The organism is Okeania sp. SIO2C9 (assembly GCF_010672455.1).
Lineage (GTDB): Bacteria > Cyanobacteriota > Cyanobacteriia > Cyanobacteriales > Microcoleaceae > Okeania.
This window is the reverse complement of the sequence record NZ_JAAHGO010000012.1, coordinates 776,991-795,278: the sequence shown is the minus strand read 5'-3', so window position 1 is coordinate 795,278 and position 18,288 is coordinate 776,991. Positions and strand designations below refer to the sequence as shown.

12 protein-coding genes are annotated in these 18,288 nt (G+C 37.8%); 7 read left to right on the top strand and 5 right to left on the bottom strand.

The genetic code is table 11. The features are described from left to right. The first annotated feature begins 567 nt into the window (after positions 1–567). Entirely contained in the window at positions 568–1,689 is a 1,122-nt protein-coding gene (locus F6K23_RS13670) for an ABC transporter ATP-binding protein (RefSeq protein ID WP_293156007.1), read from the top strand. Beyond that, a complete protein-coding gene (locus F6K23_RS13665; protein WP_293156004.1) occupies positions 1,659–2,093 on the top strand; it encodes a hypothetical protein in 435 nt (144 codons plus the stop codon). The genes F6K23_RS13670 and F6K23_RS13665 overlap by 31 nt, the downstream gene beginning before the upstream one ends. 446 nt (positions 2,094–2,539) lie before the next feature. On the opposite strand, the gene F6K23_RS13660 is transcribed toward F6K23_RS13665, so the two are convergent. The 4 genes from F6K23_RS13660 to chlP form a co-directional block, all read right to left on the bottom strand. After that, positions 2,540–3,364, bottom strand: a complete 825-nt coding sequence (locus tag F6K23_RS13660; protein WP_293156001.1) for a C39 family peptidase — start codon at positions 3,362–3,364, stop codon at positions 2,540–2,542. Positions 3,365–3,449: 85 nt separating this feature from the next. After that, the gene (locus tag F6K23_RS13655; RefSeq protein WP_293155998.1) at positions 3,450–4,940 is read right to left on the bottom strand and encodes a TIGR02594 family protein; all 1,491 of its coding nucleotides are present in this window, start codon (positions 4,938–4,940) and stop codon (positions 3,450–3,452) included. Positions 4,941–5,686: 746 nt separating this feature from the next. Next, positions 5,687–6,310 carry a DUF938 domain-containing protein gene (locus F6K23_RS13650; RefSeq protein WP_293155995.1) on the bottom strand — a complete coding sequence of 208 codons (624 nt, stop codon included), beginning with the start codon at positions 6,308–6,310 and terminating at the stop codon, positions 5,687–5,689. A 1,024-nt stretch (positions 6,311–7,334) separates the two neighbouring features. Beyond that, positions 7,335–8,555: a geranylgeranyl reductase gene (gene chlP / locus F6K23_RS13645; protein ID WP_293155992.1), complete on the bottom strand. Its 1,221-nt coding sequence runs from the start codon at positions 8,553–8,555 to the stop codon at positions 7,335–7,337. A gap of 359 nt (positions 8,556–8,914) precedes the next feature. On the opposite strand from chlP, the gene yidD reads away from it, so the two are divergent. Beyond that, the gene (gene yidD, locus F6K23_RS13640; protein WP_293155989.1) at positions 8,915–9,322 is read left to right on the top strand and encodes a membrane protein insertion efficiency factor YidD; all 408 of its coding nucleotides are present in this window, start codon (positions 8,915–8,917) and stop codon (positions 9,320–9,322) included. Between the two features lie 635 nt (positions 9,323–9,957). Here yidD and dusB read toward each other — a convergent pair. After that, positions 9,958–10,986, bottom strand: a complete 1,029-nt coding sequence (gene dusB / locus F6K23_RS13635; RefSeq protein WP_293155986.1) for a tRNA dihydrouridine synthase DusB — start codon at positions 10,984–10,986, stop codon at positions 9,958–9,960. Positions 10,987–11,369: 383 nt separating this feature from the next. On the opposite strand from dusB, the gene F6K23_RS13630 reads away from it, so the two are divergent. From F6K23_RS13630 to dnaK, 4 genes are all read left to right on the top strand, one after another. After that, the gene (locus tag F6K23_RS13630) at positions 11,370–11,909 is read left to right on the top strand and encodes a hypothetical protein (protein ID WP_293155983.1); all 540 of its coding nucleotides are present in this window, start codon (positions 11,370–11,372) and stop codon (positions 11,907–11,909) included. Positions 11,910–11,911: 2 nt separating this feature from the next. Next, positions 11,912–12,358 (top strand): hypothetical protein, encoded by a 447-nt coding sequence (locus F6K23_RS13625; RefSeq protein ID WP_293155980.1) that lies wholly within the window; start codon positions 11,912–11,914, stop codon positions 12,356–12,358. Between the two features lie 1,181 nt (positions 12,359–13,539). Continuing rightward, positions 13,540–14,568: a 3-oxoacyl-[acyl-carrier-protein] synthase III C-terminal domain-containing protein gene (locus F6K23_RS13620; protein ID WP_293155977.1), complete on the top strand. Its 1,029-nt coding sequence runs from the start codon at positions 13,540–13,542 to the stop codon at positions 14,566–14,568. A gap of 1,509 nt (positions 14,569–16,077) precedes the next feature. After that, positions 16,078–17,991 carry a molecular chaperone DnaK gene (gene dnaK / locus F6K23_RS13615; protein ID WP_293155974.1) on the top strand — a complete coding sequence of 638 codons (1,914 nt, stop codon included), beginning with the start codon at positions 16,078–16,080 and terminating at the stop codon, positions 17,989–17,991. The last annotated feature ends 297 nt before the right edge of the window (positions 17,992–18,288 follow it).

The window sequence follows — 18,288 nt, the reverse complement described above, 5'->3', positions numbered from 1 at the left end:
AACAAGAAGCTTTAAGCCTTAATTATTCTGTAAAAAATCAAGATTAATCTTTATAATTAATCTTCCTATTGTTGAAGTAAAAATAATAGATATTTCAATTGCTTAAATACTCTAAAACTGTAAGCATTCAGCTATTAGCTTTCAGCTATCAGCAACAAGACTCTCTCCTTAAAGACAGTGTTTAAATTAATATAGATTTTAAGGGCAAGGGAGCAAATTTTTCTAGTAGGATAATTAATAAAGCTTTGATCGTCAACTAAAAACAATAGCTGATAGCTGATAGCTGACGGCTGAATGCTTACCTAAAACTTTATTATTAGGGAGTTAAAAAGTAGCGATCGCAACCCTTATACAGATACAAAATTTTATTCATAACTGGCACTAATAATGATTTGAATTACAACATTAAAATCAAAAAAAAATATTATCTAATACTTCATGAAATATAGCAATCAGGAATCAGTTGTGAGAATTCAAGTGTTCCTTAAAAGTATAGAATATAGCAATTATTACATTCATATGATACGTTTTTTTCTTCTTCTCTGTTGCCTGTTGCCAGATGAGCTGTTGCCTAAAAGTTTCCAATATCTCACAACTCAAATCATATTGCTATATTTACATTTAGAAAATATTACTAAAAGTTTCAGAAATTTTTTCGCTAACTATAATATTAATATTTCCATTGCGGCCGGCTCTATTCACGCTATTATCGGAGAAAATGGTGCAGGAAAAACCACATTAATGAACATATTATCAGGACTATATCAACCAGATTATGGTCAAATTTATCTAGAAGATAAACCAATCAAAATTTCCTCGCCTGGTGTAGCAATAAATTATGGTATTGGCATGATTCATCAGCATTTTATGTTAGTACCAACATTAACAGTAACAGAAAATATTATCTTGGGAAATAGTGGAAAATTTCATCTGAATTTCAACAGAAAATCCGCAGAAATTAACGCTATGGCAAAAGCCTATAATTTAGAAATACCAGTGAATAGCAAAGTAGCAGATTTACCAATAGGTATTCAACAGCGGGTAGAAATTCTCAAGGTACTTTATCGTCAAGCAAAAATTTTAATTTTAGATGAACCTACAGCAGTTTTAACTCCAGCAGAAGTACATTCCTTACTGAATATTTTGCGAAAATTAGCAGCAAATAATCACAAAATTATTTTTATCAGTCATAAACTAGAAGAAGTAATAAATGTTTGTGATACTGTCACAGTTTTACGTCGGGGAAAAGTAGTAGATACTATCAAAACAGCAGCAACTACTACCCATAAATTAGCTGAAATGATGGTAGGTCGAGAAGTCAATTTAATTTCTCATAAAATTCCTGCCGAAAAAGGCAAAATTATTCTAGAAGTGAAAAATATAGAAGTCAAAAATGACCGAGGTTTATCCGCAGTAAATGATTTATCTTTTCAATTACATAGTGGTGAAATTTTAGGAGTAGCAGGAGTCGATGGCAATGGTCAAAGAGAATTAGCTGATGCTATTAACGGTTTGCGTTTTGTGGAGAAAGGAAAGATCGAATTTGTAGATAATTTAAAAGTGGGATATATTCCCGAAGACCGCCAGAAAATGGGGTTAATTATGAATTTTAGTATTGCTCGGAATTTGATTTTGAAATTATTTAGGTTTTTGCCTTTTTGTCGTTATGGTTTTTGCAGTCCGAAGTAATAAATAATCACGGGAAAAATGCCATAGAAAAATTTGATATTCGTACCAGTCATCCACAGTTAAAAGTCAATCAACTTTCTGGAGGAAATCAACAAAAAATTATCCTAGCGCGGGAGCTTTCTGGGGAACCAAAATTAATCGTTGCTATGCAACCTACCCGTGGTTTAGATATCGGTGCCACCGAATATGTACAACAAGCTTTACTTGCTCAAAAACAACAAGGGGCAGCTATCTTATATATTTCCACAGAATTAGAAGAAATCATGGCAATGAGCGATCATATTGCCATTATATATGAAGGTAAGTTTGTGGATATTCTAGACGCTGCCACCGCTACAGTCGAAGAAGTTGGTTTATTAATGACATCCGGTAAAAAATCATCATTAGACCTCTTCGGAAAATAGGGAATGGGGGAGTGGGGGGAGTGGGGGAGATTAGAGTAATTATAGAATTAGAGCTGATTTATCAAGTAAATATTAAGAGGCTGAATTCCTTCCTATATTTAGGGTTTGCGCTTCACTAGTCTTTTAGTAGGGGTAGGAGACAGTAGACAGCAGAGGTACACCTATCTTTAATTTCTTTTCTATTCCCTATTCCCTGTTCCCTAAAACCCAGAATTTTGTACCTCACTCTTCTTGGGAATTGCTATAATATCATGTCCGGATAATTAGTTATAAAAAAACTTTCTCCTTCAACTCCAGTTCTTCTTCTTTCTTCCCTCTTTCCTCCTGACTCCTGACTTCCCCTCCTGGGAGGGAGAGGGGCGAGGGGTGGGTTGACTCCTGAGGACTCCGTAGTTATTTATTTATCACTGTTCAACCGGACATGATATAACTTTCTGGTTCACCAACTACATTTTTTCACAAAGATGAGCCCATCCTGCTTGTCTTCCAGAGTTGCTCAAAGCTCCCATCATATTGTAGGAGTAATGTAGGTTTTCTCCTTTTTTCATGTTATTTGGTGTGTTCCTGTCATAACCCCAGTTATACCATTCACCATAGGGATCATTGACCCAGAATCCTGTTTCATCATATCCACGCAAAACAATGATATGGCCTGATTTAGTAAACTTGCCAGAATAAATGACAGGATTTCCCCGATCAAGATGATGCTTAATTTTGCTGAAACGTGTGGTTGTACTAAAGGTACTCTTAACGTTCCAGTGTTTTAGGGTATCGACAATACGATGGTGATAATAAATGGAGTTATAGCCATAATTCCTGACACAATATTCAGTCAGACTATCTTCTAGTTGGCCTGGGGTATTCCTATTAGTACCAGGATAGAAGTATTCTACAACCATGGCCGCACAGGTCATATTGCAGGTTTGAAGATAACGTATTATGTTGTCATTTTGAGGAAAGTAAGGGACATCAAGAATTCTGGTTGGGGAAATAATTACGTCTCCCTCATCATCATAAATATCAACGTGATCTTGGAAGGCGTACCAGTTATATCGATCATTAATGGGTTCTTCAAGTTCAAACTTGTAATGGTACTCAATAGTATCAAACCAATTAATTTCTAGGCGTTGAGGTTCAGCTAGTTCAAACTTAAGATTAGGATCGCTAATCTCAGACGCTTGATATTCAGGAGAATACTTAATCGTCGTATTATCTAGCCCGGGTTTTAGACGAGCGGAAAAATTACCTGCACGTACAATGGTGTTTACCATGATATTAACGCTCCAAATAAGTTGATAGTGATTTTGAAATCTCCTCACATCAATAGGGTTATGCTTGAATATTGAGGGCATTATTTCAGGATGCCAGGCGATATCCAAGAAGACGATACCTTGTATTTCCTCGATATCCATCTTTAGGATAGAGGGAATAATTAACAGAGTCAGATTGGTTACCGCCAAAGACTATGACTTCATTCCCATTTTCCCCTGCATAAAAACCAACATGACCACCACTACTTTGAGGACTTTGGCGATCAAAGACCACAATACAGCCCCGTTGAGGTTGTTCAATGGGTTTTCCCCAATGCAGCCAACTTTTAGCCCAGGCACTATCGGTTCCTGCATAACCAGCTTTTTCCACACACCAATTGACAAAACAACTGCACCAAGCGGTTTCATCGCTAGAAGCGTAAGGCTCTTCTAAAGTGGTGCTTTTGAGGTATTCGACAATTCTGGTATTCTCACCCGGATCTTTTTCTCGCACCCCCTCTTCAGCTAAGGCAATGGTAAACCAAGGAAACGCTTCTAATACTGCACCTATGGGGTCTAGATATTTTCGAGAAGCATAACCTGCTAAATCACCATTAATTTGCGCTATATTCAGCCAGTAAGCTTCTGAGTTGTGATCACGAAGTTCTACAATTTCATCCCGTTTTAACGTACCGAGAATGGTAGAATCTTGCAAAGAAGGACGATCTCGAACATTCAACAAATCGGCTATAACCCGATAACGTTGTTTCTGCTGTTGAACAGGACGAAGAAACCGCATAGATACCCATCCACTCAGGTTAGATAAAGTTACTTTCATCCAAGTTCGCTCACCATCTGATTGTTTGGGTGCATCGGGAATGATTTTATCCTTCACTATAGTCCCTAGAATAGCTGCATCCAAAGAAGGGTCTTCTCGAATATTCAAACGTTCCGCCGTGACTTGATAAGATTCTATAGCAGTTTCTGCGAGTTCCACTGGACCGATGGGAACCCTTTGATCTTTGAGATAACAAATTTCTATGTGAGAGTTGTTGTCGGTTCCTAACCAAGCATGAACCTCCCTGGTAACTCCACCCAGAAATTCTTGAGTTCCAGGTCCAGTTTCATATCCGGCGACAACGACAATGTGTCGATTATTAGCACTGAGGAGAAATTTTGTGCCTGGTGAGGGCTTTTCATTAGCATTCGCCCACATCATAGTCATAAACCACATCTCTTCTACCACAGTTGGTTTTAAATTACCCACTGAACCTTGACCATGAAGTCCTCCTTCGGGGGGAGTCCAAACCGTTTGCCAGTTGGTTTGATACAAGGTATCAACATCACTATTTTGGTCATATTGTTGATAAAGTTGCGCCGATCGTCTCAAATGTTCGTCAATTCCCTCGGTGGCTGATTCGGGAAAGTTGGGATTGCCATTGCCTGGAAAATTATCTTGCTTGGTAGCATAATGACTCTCTTCCACAAATCTTCCTTGTATGGGCAAGGTTACGGTTCTTTGCCAAGCACCTCCTGGCCCTCTGTGGCGAATCACTTTGGTTTCAAAATCAGAAGGAATAATAGGTAGTTGTGACATGGTTAAAGTCCTCCAAATAGTTCATCATTTATTGGCTAGAATTGCAATATTCTTCAGTGGAGAAAACTCGTTTAACTTCTAGAGAAGAAGATAATGAGTCTTGAGAAGGTAAGAAGATGACAAATTCACAATCCAACTTCGCTTTTTTTTCAGCTTTTGCTCCCCAGTCACAGGTATATCCTAATCCCGTCCAAGGGTAACGTTATGGGTGTAGCATTGACATTAATTATGCTTAAACACCAACACAGAAAAATTAATAAACTGAGTTTGAGGAAGACTGTAATCGGTTTTTAAAACTTAGCTTAACGATTTCACTTAGAACCGATTGAGCGATCGCCTCCAGTGTAAGTTTTGGTCTATTAATTGTTTATTCTCAACTTGAAATATCTTTCTCTAAACTTGCCATGGTAAACCTCTCAAATCTTCAAAGGTTTCAAAGTCAATGCACTCTGTATCGATAGACCTCTCCAGAAATTAAGATTTAACACAGGCGTTCAAGTGAATTGTCGGAGATGTCTAATGCCATCATTCTGTTCCGTATATATTATTATCTTACTAATTAAAAATTTCAATTACATACATTTTGACAAGTAATTTTACTTAAGTACATTTATCTTAATTTTTATAGAAAATGATGATAATAGTGGCGAATTGGAACTGGATCTAGACCTATAGATATGTGTTAGGTTTCGTTCCTCAACCCAACCTACGCAAACTCAAATACAAATCTTTAACCGAAAATGATATTAGTCTTTATGAAAAATCAAAGACAAATTATTTGCAGGCATTTCTACCATCTCCACAAACCTTAACTCCTCCTTCTCCGCTACTGCCATAACATCCTCTAAATTTCTCACTCCCCACTCAGGATCTTGAGAACGCAAAGACTCATCAAAACTCTGGTTACTTGGTGTAGTATGTTTCCCACCTTGTTTGTATGGACCATACAAATATAGCACCCCATCCTTCGGCAACAAACGCCCTGCACCTGCCATTAATCCCAAACAAGTTGACCAGGGACTAATATGAATCATATTAATATTGACAATAGCAGCAATCTCAATACCTTCTTTTTCCACCGCCCAAACTGACTCCCGCACATCAATATCAAGAGGAGAATGCAGATTATCTGACGGACTATGTTGTTGCCAAGCTACAATACTATCGCGCAACATTGGGTTGGGGTCAGAAGGAAACCACTGACGAGGTTTCAGGTAGGGAGAAAAGAAAATAGAATGTTCTCCCGTACCACTAGCAATTTCTAGAATATTTCCCGTTGGAGGCAAAACTCGCTGTAGCACTTCCAAAATAAATGAGCGGTTGCGCTCAGTTGCGGGAGCATATTGCCGAGCATCGCTAAAAGAAGTCATAGTTCAAGAATTTAGAATTTAGAATTTAGAATTTAGAATTACTTCTTCTTACAAATAAGAGGATTGACTAATCATCAAAATTTTTCTTTATTATCCTCGTTCAAGAATTAAGAATTTAGAATTACTTTTTCTGATAAATTAAGAGGATTGACTAATCATCAAAATTTTTCTTTATTATCTCCTTCAAAGGCTATGCCTTAAACCACAATTTTTCGGTAATGATTAAATTTTTTAACTAGCTATTAGCTTTTAGCATTCAGCTTGTAGGGGCGAATGGCCATTCGCCCCTACTTGGGTTAAAACCCCCGGTTTCTATACCGGAAGCTGAGGGGTTAAAATCCCCTTCTAAACATTTCTCCTGACTGCTGACTGCTGAGTGCCGAACGCTTATCTAACGGGACTGGCGCGATTCGAACGCGCGACCTAGCGCTTCAGATTTGTGTAAGTTTCCCCACTCTCTGGACTATCCCTTCACCATAGCTCTAAAATAGCTTTAGGTGGTGGCCTAGTTTAAAAAGAATTTTATTTCTCCTTAAAACTCTAGTCTCTGCACCTTCTTTACCAATAATTAGGTAAAGCTTGGCTCAAGATTACCATATCTACAAAATAATAGACTTAGGCTTCCTTGAGTTTGACCACATTCACTCACGGAGTTTCCTCACATGGTGCCCGATACTTCAGGAGGCGCTTGCTCTATCCATCTGAGCCACAGCCCCATATTTTTTAGTTGTTAGTAGAATATTTAACTTTTATGCAAAACACTCTACATATAAACCTTAAAATCCCGCAGCAATATTCCGCAGGATTTTAATATTAACTTAATTAACTTTGTACTTTAACACATCTAGCGCAGGATGGCGGAAATAACTGACCAGTTACAAAATCCTAAAACAATTACAAATCAAAAATGATTGACTCTCTTGAGTCTGTCTTACATTCTGAGGAAACCTCAGAATTACGCACTCGCTTTTGTAGGGGCGAATGGCATTCGCCCCTACTGACTTTTAACTTCCGCGTAGCGGCACTAGGGTGCTAAAGCATTGCCCCGGAGAAGACTACCAATAGTTTTAGCAGTAATCTTCATTTGCGTTAAAGGATTAGCAGGTACGACAGTCTTGTACAAATAACTATCAAAAGTTAGCTTCTGCACATCCAAGTCAGCACACATTTCTACAAAAGCTTCGCGAGTAGCATCAGAACGATAGAATACTCTCTGTAAAATATCTAATACTGTATAAGTCATGCCATACTTCTTATCCCACCGCTTCAGATAAAGTTTTAAATCTGCTTCAGTAGGAATAGTCGCACCATTATTAGAAGTCTCCACAATAGTTTCAGCACACATCCGAGCAGACTTAGCCGCAAAATAAATACCTTCACCAGAAGACTTAGTTACAGTACCAGCAGCATCTCCGACGAGAGCAACTCTACCACGAACCCGACGAGGACGAGGATGTTCAGGAATTGGGTGAGCTTCTACCTTAATAATTTCTCCACCTTCCAGACGCTTTGCAGCACGAGCGCGAATACCTGCTTGTAACTGTTTAATTCTGGCCTGGTTAGGTTTCATTGTGCCAGTACCCACAGCAACGTGGTCATGTTTGGGGAATACCCAAGCATAGAAGTCTGGGGAAACATCATCACCTACATACATCTCTGCTAGGTCTTCATAATATGCCATGAGATGTTCGGGGAGACGAATACGCTCTTGGAAAGCGATCGCGTAATTATAATCTCCAGCATCAATGGCCTTAGCTATACGGGAGTTGGCCCCATCAGCTCCAATAACTAAATCTACTTTTAAGGTCTTAGCTGTCCCTTGGACATTACCTTCTGAATGGTCAGAGTAATGAAGAGTGTAGGGGTCTCTATCATTAGAAGGAATATCCAGTTTATAAACCGTGCCATTAATCAGGTTAGCTCCGAGAGAAGCTGCCCGGTCTCTAAGGAAGCCATCTAAAACTTCCCGACGACACATACCTATATATTCATCTTGTTTTTGTATATGGATATCCACCTCAACATTAGAGGGAGATATCATTTTCATATTTCTAACGCGGCGATCGATAATTTCTGCTGGTAGGTCAAATTCACTCACCATGCACAGAGGAATAGCTCCACCGCAAGGTTTAGCATTATCTAGTTTACGTTCAAATAAATAAGTTTCAATACCTGCTTTTACTAAAGTTTCAGCAGCAGATGAACCTGCTGGGCCAGAACCAACTACAGCAACTCTTAGAGTCAAAGGTCTTCTCCCAATCTTTTTTTTATACTTACAAGTTGGGATGGTATCACGGACTTGGGTGTCGTGGTTGATTCTCTGAGGGTATGTGAAGAAATTGCAACAGACCTTAATACTTTGATACTTTTTCTGAAAATGGACTTCTGTAATTTTTGAAGAAGGAAGAAGCAAGAAGGAAGAAGAAAGAAGGAAGGAAGAAAAATGGATAGGGACTCAAACCCCAACCAATTGTAAACACCCTGTAGACGGCGGAGTATTAAACCCAAAATAAAAAGATAAAAATAGGCAATAGAGATATGTATTAGGAAATGAGGGTTTAATTTTTGTAGTATAAATTGGCCTGAATTAATATCTTCTTTGTTATGAATAAAATTGCTGTTGCTTTGATTGACGGATATCAACAGTACATTTCGCCGAGAAAAGGATTTTCTTGTGCCCATAGAATATTGTACGATGATGAATCTTGTTCTCAATATATAAAGCGTATGTTTATGGAGCAAGATTTTTTGACAGCTATTCAAGCTGCGCGTCAAAGGTTTAAAGCTTGCAAAGAGGCTAATCAGATTTTGAAGTTACAAGCAGTTAGTCACGAAAAGAAATCCAAAAAAAAACAAGGTTCTGAGTTCATTAATTGTTGCGGTGATGTAGCGGAAGAAAGCTGTGAGTCTGCTTTGCCAGACTGTAATTGTGATAGCTGTGATTTTCCAGAATTAGATTGTGGTAGCTGTGAGTTAGATTGTAGCCCAGACTTTGGCAGTTGTGGTTCGTAATTAGGGTTTGCGCTTCACTAGTCTTTTAGTAGGGGGAGGATACAGGAGACAACCCACCCCTCGCCCCTCCCCTCCTGGGAGGGGAAGACAGGAGACAGAAGAAATGGGAATGAGCGAGGAAGTAGGAGTAAGAATTGTAAGAGTGATTATTCTGCCAAACTATGCGCCTAAAATACTAACTTTTTGAGCGTTTTAGCCCACAGTGGGAGCATCTTGCTCCCTTGCTTCGAGGATACCCTAACTCGCGGGAAGGATGCCCGCACTAGCTTATTCCTATCAGGACTTATACCAAATTGATAAATGTTTGCTACAAATAGTTAGGCTATTTATTAGGAGTCAGGAGTCAGGAGTCGTATGGGAATTGCTTCAATACCAGTTTTTAGGCCGTAAATTATCTTTTTCTCTTGGTGCGCGTTCCGCAAGCGAGCTGGCGTCGTCGCGGGGTCGCACCGCTTTGTCAAAGGAACAGCTCCTGTAAAGTATTTTTATCGCTCTTACTATTCATAACATTCTTTTTTCAAATTGGTATTACGCATAAAAACTATATTGACTGAGGGCGTTAGCGGCAGCTCTGCGCTAGCCTGCCATTCGCCCCTACATATGGCGCTTTCAAGCTGAATCTGCCTAAGTCCTGCCTATTTACCATTACTATGCAGGACTACCAAATTTTCAATTACTTTGTCAATCAAATCGCAACCTTGTTCCACGGTTTCCACTTTTGCCAATTGACCCCGCAACTCCCCTGCTCCAGGAAAACCCTTTGCATACCAAGTCATGTGTTTGCGAGCTTGACGAATACCGCGATCGCCTTTATATTCCCATAGTGCTTGTAAATGTTCTTTAGCACATTCGAGTTTTTCTACTGCAGTAGGCGCTACTTTTTCTGCTCCATTTTTCAAGAAATAATCAATTTCTCCCACCAAAAAAGGATAACCCAAAGTACCACGGGAACACATTACCCCATCAGCACCAGTTTCCTCCAAACAACGTATTGCAGCATCCACAGAAAAAATATCCCCATTAGCAATAACTGGAATTGAAAGTATTTCCTTTACTTTTGTAATCCACTCCCATTTTGCCGGGCCATTATATCCTTGAGCACGAGTCCGACCATGTAAAGTTAACATTTGTGCACCAGCATCTTCCATTCTTTTAGCAAATTCAAGGATATTAATTTCTTTATTACTCCAACCAATTCTTGTTTTTACAGTAACAGGAACAGGCACAGCTTTTACGACTTTACTAACAATTTCTCCAGCTAATTCTGGCTGTCTTAATAATGAAGAACCCCCACCATTTTTTGTGATTTTATTAACAGGACAACCCATATTAATATCAACAGTATCTGCTCCTTCTTTTACAGCCATTTCTGCTGCTTCTGCCAAAAAATCTGGGCGACAATCAAATAATTGAATACTTATTGGTCGTTCATTATTATCAACCTCCATTATTTGAGGTAATTCTTTCACATAATGTAATCCTGTGGCGTTTACCATTTCAGTGTACATCATCGACTCTGGAGCATGACGACGTACTAGACGACGAAAGACTAAATCTGTTACACCAGATAATGGTGATTGAAGCACGCGACTTTTTACTTCAAAATTACCAATTTTGAGTGGAGTAGCTAATTTTTGTTTTAATTCAGGAGATAGAACAGTCATTTCAGTTATCAGTTATCAGTTATCAGTTATCAGTACCTCTGCAATAATAAGGAGGTTTGACCTTGGCGAATATTCTCTTTCTCTTGGTCGATTAGAGATGGCGAGGAAACCTCGCCATCTCTCGACCGCTTTTTATCCCCTTAAAAGAGCGAGACTTGAGACCAAAGTTTTTCGGTCATAGTTAATTACAGATAATTTTTAAGATAATTAATTATATTATATTGATTCTGGAAATTGTGGTAAATTAATTTTATCTATAACTTGTCTGTGCCTAGCCTAATAGCAGCTATAGAACAAGCAAATATCAACCATATTGTAATATGTATGTTATGTATTCTCTGGTTGTAAATTTCTAAATTGTTATTACATTTTGGAGCAGTATCATGGAATTTTTTCAGAAAGTAATATCTGTATTAGCTTTTTTATCCATAGGATTTTCTCTTGCAGAAGTCTACTTAACAATGAATCCAATCTGGAAAAGAAAACATGAGCGTGTAGTTGCAGAAAGTCAATCTGTTACTGGCAATCTACTTTCTTTTACTATTGGAACTATTTTTGCAATTAACTCTCTTTTCACTAAAGAATATGTAAGTTTTATAGACAACATATTATTTAATGGTTTGGCATTTTTCTATATTCTTGTAGGAATGTCATTATGGGTACCAGGAGAAAGAAAAAAAGGCTTCTGGACTTTAATCAAAGAAACTCTTAATTTTGAAAGAAAAGAAGCTGGAGATTTAGCCAAGTCATTTTTAAAACCTTCGGGAGCTAAAAAAATTATCAATATTTTAAGCCAGGTAGCTATGATTGATGAAGTAATTGACCCCAGAGAAAAAGAGTTTATTCAATCATTTGCTGACCATTGGGACATCCATTTTCCTGGGAAAATTTCACAAACAATCAAACAGAAAATAGTTCTGTAAATTTGATAAGTTTACGTCAGGATGTAAATGATTATTTGACAACTTCTCCACCACAGAAGCAAGTATCAGAATTAAAAGATATTATCAATGCTCTGGTGAATATTGATGAAGAAGTTTCTGAAAAAGAAAGGCTAATTATGGGAGAATTAGATGGCTTACTTTCTGAATACATTAGTCAAGAGTCAAATGCTGCTAGATATCATGTAATAGTAGCGCCACAAAACGAACGGCAGATTCAAGTAGTGACTACTTCACTACCAGAATTAACAAGATATCAAGTAGGAGAAGGATTTGCTTATAATAACGGTCCATTTTATTCAAAAGAATATGCAGATATTATATCTGATGGTTATCGCAGTCTTAATCTTTTCAGCATTGTGACTTTAACTCTTCCTACAGAAATAAATTCTATAAATTCTGAGGATGATTCAACAATTAATAATGAATAATGAATAATTAATAATTAATAATTACCTCTTCTTTTCAAGGATAGGATTGACTAATAATGAAATTTTTTCTTCTCTTGGTCGATTGGATATGGCGAGGAGACCTCGCCATCCCTCGACCGCTTATTATCCCCTTAAAAGGGGAGGCTTTAAACCACAATTTTTCGGTAAGCAAATTAATCAATTTTTATGAAGAAGGAAGAAGGAAGAAGGAAGAAGGAAGAAGGAAGAGGGATTTTTTTTGCAGTTCTGTAATCTGAAGAGATACCAATCATGCTTCCATCTTCCATACCTTATGAGTTTTGGTACTATTGTGAACCATATTGGACTATAATACCACTTTGAAAAAAGAATATTACGAATAATAAGCGTGATTAAAAGGCTTTAAAGGAGATGTCTAATAGACATCTCCAATAATAAAAAATCAAATCAATTATCACACAGAAACTATCAATTATTTCCCCCTACTCCCTACTCCCTACTCCCTCTATAATAAGGAAGAAGGAAGAAGGAAGAGGGAAGAGGGATTTTTTTGCAGTTCTGTAATCTGAAGAGATACCAATCATGCTTCCATCTTCCATACCTTATGAGTTTTGGTACTATTGTGAACCATATTGGACTATAATACCATTTTGAAAAAAGAATATTACGAATAATAAGCGTGATTAAAAGGCTTTAAAGGAGATGTCTAATAGACATCTCCAATAATAAAAAATCAAATCAATTATCACACAGAAACTATCAATTATTTCCCCCTACTCCCTACTCCCTACTCCCTCTATAATAAGGAAGAAGGAAGAAGGAAGAGGGAAGAGGGATTTTTTTGCAGTTCTGTAATCTGAAGAGATACCAATCATGCTTCCATCTTCCATACCTTATGAGTTTTGGTACTATTGTGAACCATATTGGACTATAATACCATTTTGAAAAAAGAATATTACGAATAATAAGCGTGATTAAAAGGCTTTAAAGGAGATGTCTAATAGACATCTCCAATAATAAAAAATCAAATCAATTATCACACAGAAACTATCAATTATTTCCCCCTACTCCCTACTCCCTACTCCCTACTCCCTCTATTCAATTATCGCACAGAAACTATCAATTATTTTCCCCTACTCCCTACTCCCTACTCCCTACTCCCTCTATAATTGTGAAATATTTGACTAAAGAATAGAAACTGTATGATTGAAAACGAAAAAAATAATGAAACGGTTGGTATTGCAACAATTGGTTATTATATTCCTTCAGGAGTTATGACTAGCGAAGCGATCGCTAAACTAGCAGATATTCCCCTGTGGGTTTTGACAGAAAAATTAGGCATGGAAAAAAAACCAATTGCTGCTGAAGACGAGCATCCTAGCGATATGGGAATTAAAGCAGCAATATCGGCGATCGAGAAAGCTCAAATTCAACCAGAAAAAATAGATTTAATTGTTTATTGTGGTGGGGGAGATTACGATTACAGATTTTGGTCTCCCGCAGCCAAAATTCAAGCTGCTATTGGTGCTGAAAATGCTCATGCTTTTGAAGTTAGAAATTTTTGCAACAGTGGCAATTTAGGCATTCATATTTGCCGGAATATGTTGTTGGCAGATTCGAGCTTAAATTATGCTTTAGTTGTTTGTAGCGATAAATTATCCCAGTTGCTTAATTACTCGGATAAAAATACAAACTCCCTACTTTTTTACGCCGACGGTGCCGCTGCAGCGCTGTTAAAAAAAGGAGAGTCTAGTAACAGAATTCTCTCCTATCATGGCATGACTGATGGGAAATTAGCTGATTTTATTCGAGTACCTTTGGGCGGTACTAAGTTACCTGTAAAAGGTGAAAATATAGACTTAAAACTTAATTATGTCAAAGTAGAAGACCGTGAAAAATTAGACGAAATTTTATCGGAAATTTATTTAAAAAATTATAAAAAAGTCATAATGACTGCATTACAAAAAAGTGGTTTTTCCATAGAAGAAATAGATTTTTTATTTACTAATCAAATTAAAAAAAGCTTATTATCATCAATTTTTGAATCTCTGAAATTAACCGAAAAAAATACATTTATTTCTTTAAAAGAAAGCGGTCATTTGGGAGCAGCAGATACTTTATTTGGTTTAGCTAAAACTATAGAATTAGAGAAAATAAAACCTGGTAATTTAGTAGTTTTAGCCAGTAGCGCTGCTGGGTTTTCTTGGGGAGCAACTGTGATTAAATATTAAACTGTATTGAAGAAGGAAGAAGGAAGAAGAAAGAAGGAAGAAGGAAGAAGGAAGAAGGAAGAAGGAAGAAAAAATGGATCGGGATAAGTCAAGGACTGACCACTCCGTGTCTTATAACCTCAACCAATTGTTAACACCCTGTAGACGGTGGAGTATTAAACCCAAAATAATAGGTGTTAGGTGTTAGGTGTTAGGTGGATTATTAGTTATTTACTAGCCAGTTTATTTGTAACATTCTTTTTTCAATTTGGTATAATCTCATGTGCAATCACTACTGAATACTAGCAAAGTTGATGGTTAACAAATATTAATAAATCAAATTTCAGAAACAGGGAGAAAATTGAAAAAGGGTCTCACAATTAATGTTCGGACTGTTGGTCGAGATAGGAACTCCTGCTAAAACTCCTAAATCCCGTGGAAAATCCACTGGTGGGAAAACAGTTAATTAATGGATAATGGATAATGGATAATTACCTCTGGTTAAAACCTTTCTTGATTGAATATAAGGAGATATTATTTCTTTTTTTTCCCCGATCAAGGGGAGGATTTTTACCAGAATTATTTAATAATTAATAATTAATAATTAATAATTAATAATTAATAATTAGGTAAAATTAAGAAGTAAAAGAACCTGTTATCCTGTAGTAAAAAAACGAAAAATTTCCCCCAAAAAAGCCAAAAATTATAAAAATATAGACTCAATTTTTGGGTTAATTTGCCTTCTTTTTTCACCCAAAACAATCTTGGGAAATTTTTTCGTAGTCTAAACTCCAGTTCTTTTCAAGGAGAAGTAATGAGGGTTTGTGCTCAAAAGTCTTTTAGTAGGGATAGAAGACAGGAGACAGGAGACAACCCACCCCTCGCCCCTCCCCCGACCGTGGAGGAGAAGACAGGAGATAGGAGAAATGGGGATGAGTGAGGAGGTAGAAGTAAGAATTGTAAGAATGATTTTTCTGCTCAACTCTTGACTAAAATCCGCTCCTAATTGAACCATTACCACCTAAAACCTCACAGATTTTGATACTTAAAAAGACTAAAACCTTTATCTGTAAATACTTTTAGATTTAACTAGCAAGTCCTAATTATTAATTATTAATTGTTAATTATTAATTGTTGAACAGGTTTCCGTTTTGTAGCCTTCTTTTTTTTATTGAACTATTGAAGAGGCGATCGCTAGACGGCAAACACAACACATAACTTACGGTTTGCCACAATGGCAACAAAGCCCTCAAGGAGCGTAAATTAGTAAAGAGTAAAGGAGCAAAATTATAAAAGTTCCTCAAAGTCCAATATTCCCTGATGTTCGGTAAACACGCCTTCATGGAATTGTCTAAATAATCGCAGTATAGATATAAGTAACTTAATCTTAAAGACTGTATAAAAAATGGACAAGCCCTGGACTAAATCCAGAAGGCTTAAATATTAGTCCTTAAGTCAACCGAAAAAAACAAAAACTAAGGTTGACAAAAAGTAAAAAATTTTGTAGTAATTTGGAGCAAAAAAACTCTTATGGCAAAAGTAGTCGGAATTGACTTAGGTACAACAAACTCCTGTGTTGCAGTTATGGAAGGTGGTAAACCCACAGTAATTGCTAATGCAGAAGGTTTCCGTACAACCCCTTCTGTAGTTGCCTACGGTAAAAAAGGAGAGCAACTCGTAGGGCAAATCGCCAAACGTCAAGCTGTGATGAACACCCAAAACACCTTTTACTCAGTAAAGAGGTTCATTGGGCGTAGATTTGATGAAGTAACCAATGAAACTACTGAAGTTTCTTATAAAGTTCTCAATGTTAATGGTAACGTTAAATTAGATTGCCCAGCATTAGAAAAACAATTTGCCCCCGAAGAAATTTCAGCCCAGGTTCTGCGTAAACTGGTTGATGATGCTAGTAAATATCTTAACGAAACAGTAACACAAGCAGTAATTACCGTACCAGCTTATTTCAACGACTCCCAAAGACAGGCAACCAAAGATGCAGGTAGAATCGCTGGTGTAGAAGTATTGCGGATCATCAACGAACCGACAGCAGCTTCTTTAGCTTATGGGTTAGATAAGAAAAGTAACGAAACTATCTTAGTATTTGACCTTGGTGGTGGTACATTTGACGTTTCCATCCTAGAAGTAGGTGATGGTGTATTTGAAGTATTAGCTACTTCCGGCGATACACACCTTGGTGGTGACGACTTTGATAAGAAAATTGTTGATTTCCTCGCTAAGGAATTTGAAAAAGCAGAAGGAATAGACCTACGGAAAGATAAGCAAGCACTGCAACGTTTAACAGAAGCAGCAGAAAAAGCTAAGATTGAACTTTCTAGTGTTACTCAGACAGAGATTAACCTGCCATTTATTACCGCTACCCAAGATGGACCTAAGCACTTAGATACCACCTTAACTAGAGGTAAATTTGAAGAACTCTGTGCTGACCTGATTGACCGCTGTCGCATTCCTGTAGAAAACGCCATTAGAGATGCTAAGTTAGATAAAAGCGCCATTGATGAAGTGGTATTAGTTGGTGGATCTACTCGGATTCCCGCAGTCCATGATATTGTCAAGAAAGTTCTCGGTAAAGATCCAAACCAAAGTGTTAACCCTGATGAAGTGGTAGCTGTTGGTGCTGCAATTCAAGCAGGTGTATTAGCAGGTGAAGTTAAAGACATTCTGTTGTTAGACGTTACTCCTCTATCTCTAGGTGTAGAAACTTTGGGTGGCGTAATGACCAAAATTATTCCTCGTAACACTACTATCCCTACGAAAAAGTCAGAAGTGTTCTCAACTGCTGTAGACGGTCAGACAAATGTAGAAATTCATGTACTACAGGGCGAGCGGGAAATGTCTAATGACAACAAGAGTTTAGGAACTTTCCGCCTAGATGGTATCCCCGCAGCACCTCGTGGTGTACCTCAAATTGAAGTTACCTTCGATATTGATGCTAATGGTATTCTGAATGTAGCTGCGAAGGATAAAGGTACTGGTAAGGAGCAGTCTATCAGTATTACAGGTGCTTCTACTTTACCAGATTCTGAAGTAGATCGGATGGTGAAAGAAGCAGAAGCTAATGCTGCTGCTGACCAAGAGCGTCGTGAAAAAATTGACCGCAAAAACCAAGCAGACTCTTTAGCATATCAAGCTGAGAAGCAAATTCAGGAGTTGGGAGATAAAGTTCCTGAAGCTGATAAAACTAAGATTGAAGGGTTGATTAAAGATTTGCGTGATGCTGTTTCTCAAGAAGATGACGAACGTATTCAGTCTCTGACTACTGAGTTGCAACAAGCTCTCTACACTGTTAGCAGCAATATTTATCAACAAGGTTCTCCTGATGGAGCAACTCCTCCTCCTAATGGTGATGGTTCTGCTGAATCTTCCTCAAGCTCTGCTAGTGGAGATGATGTAATTGATGCTGACTTTACTGAAACTAAAAAGTAAGTAGTCAGGAGTCAGGCGTCAGGAGTCAGGAGTCAGGAGGGAAGAAAGAAGGGTGTTGCTGAATTGAAGTATGAATGCGCGATTGTTTGGTTCTCGCCTTCGCCCCCGCGCATCCCCCGCGCATTGGGGGAATTTTAGAGTTTTATTCCCCCCCAAATTGGGTGGTTAGGGGGGCTTGCATCATACCCAGAATCAGCAACGCCGAAAGAAGATAAATGAGGAGTATGCTCCCCCTCTGAATCCGAACATGATCACCTCAAATCAGCAACGCTGTAGTCTTTAAGCATAAAGTGTAAG

Excerpts from the sequence above, each read along its gene's own strand:
- F6K23_RS13660 (WP_293156001.1), bottom strand. The coding sequence starts at position 3,364 with ATGGTAAACACCATTGTACGTGCAGGTAATTTTTCCGCTCGTCTAAAA.
- F6K23_RS13655 (WP_293155998.1), bottom strand. The coding sequence starts at position 4,940 with ATGTCACAACTACCTATTATTCCTTCTGATTTTGAAACCAAAGTGATT.
- F6K23_RS13650 (WP_293155995.1), bottom strand. The coding sequence starts at position 6,310 with ATGACTTCTTTTAGCGATGCTCGGCAATATGCTCCCGCAACTGAGCGC.
- yidD (WP_293155989.1), top strand. The coding sequence starts at position 8,915 with ATGAATAAAATTGCTGTTGCTTTGATTGACGGATATCAACAGTACATT.
- dusB (WP_293155986.1), bottom strand. The coding sequence starts at position 10,986 with ATGACTGTTCTATCTCCTGAATTAAAACAAAAATTAGCTACTCCACTC.
- F6K23_RS13630 (WP_293155983.1), top strand. The coding sequence starts at position 11,370 with ATGGAATTTTTTCAGAAAGTAATATCTGTATTAGCTTTTTTATCCATA.
- F6K23_RS13620 (WP_293155977.1), top strand. The coding sequence starts at position 13,540 with ATGATTGAAAACGAAAAAAATAATGAAACGGTTGGTATTGCAACAATT.
- dnaK (WP_293155974.1), top strand. The coding sequence starts at position 16,078 with ATGGCAAAAGTAGTCGGAATTGACTTAGGTACAACAAACTCCTGTGTT.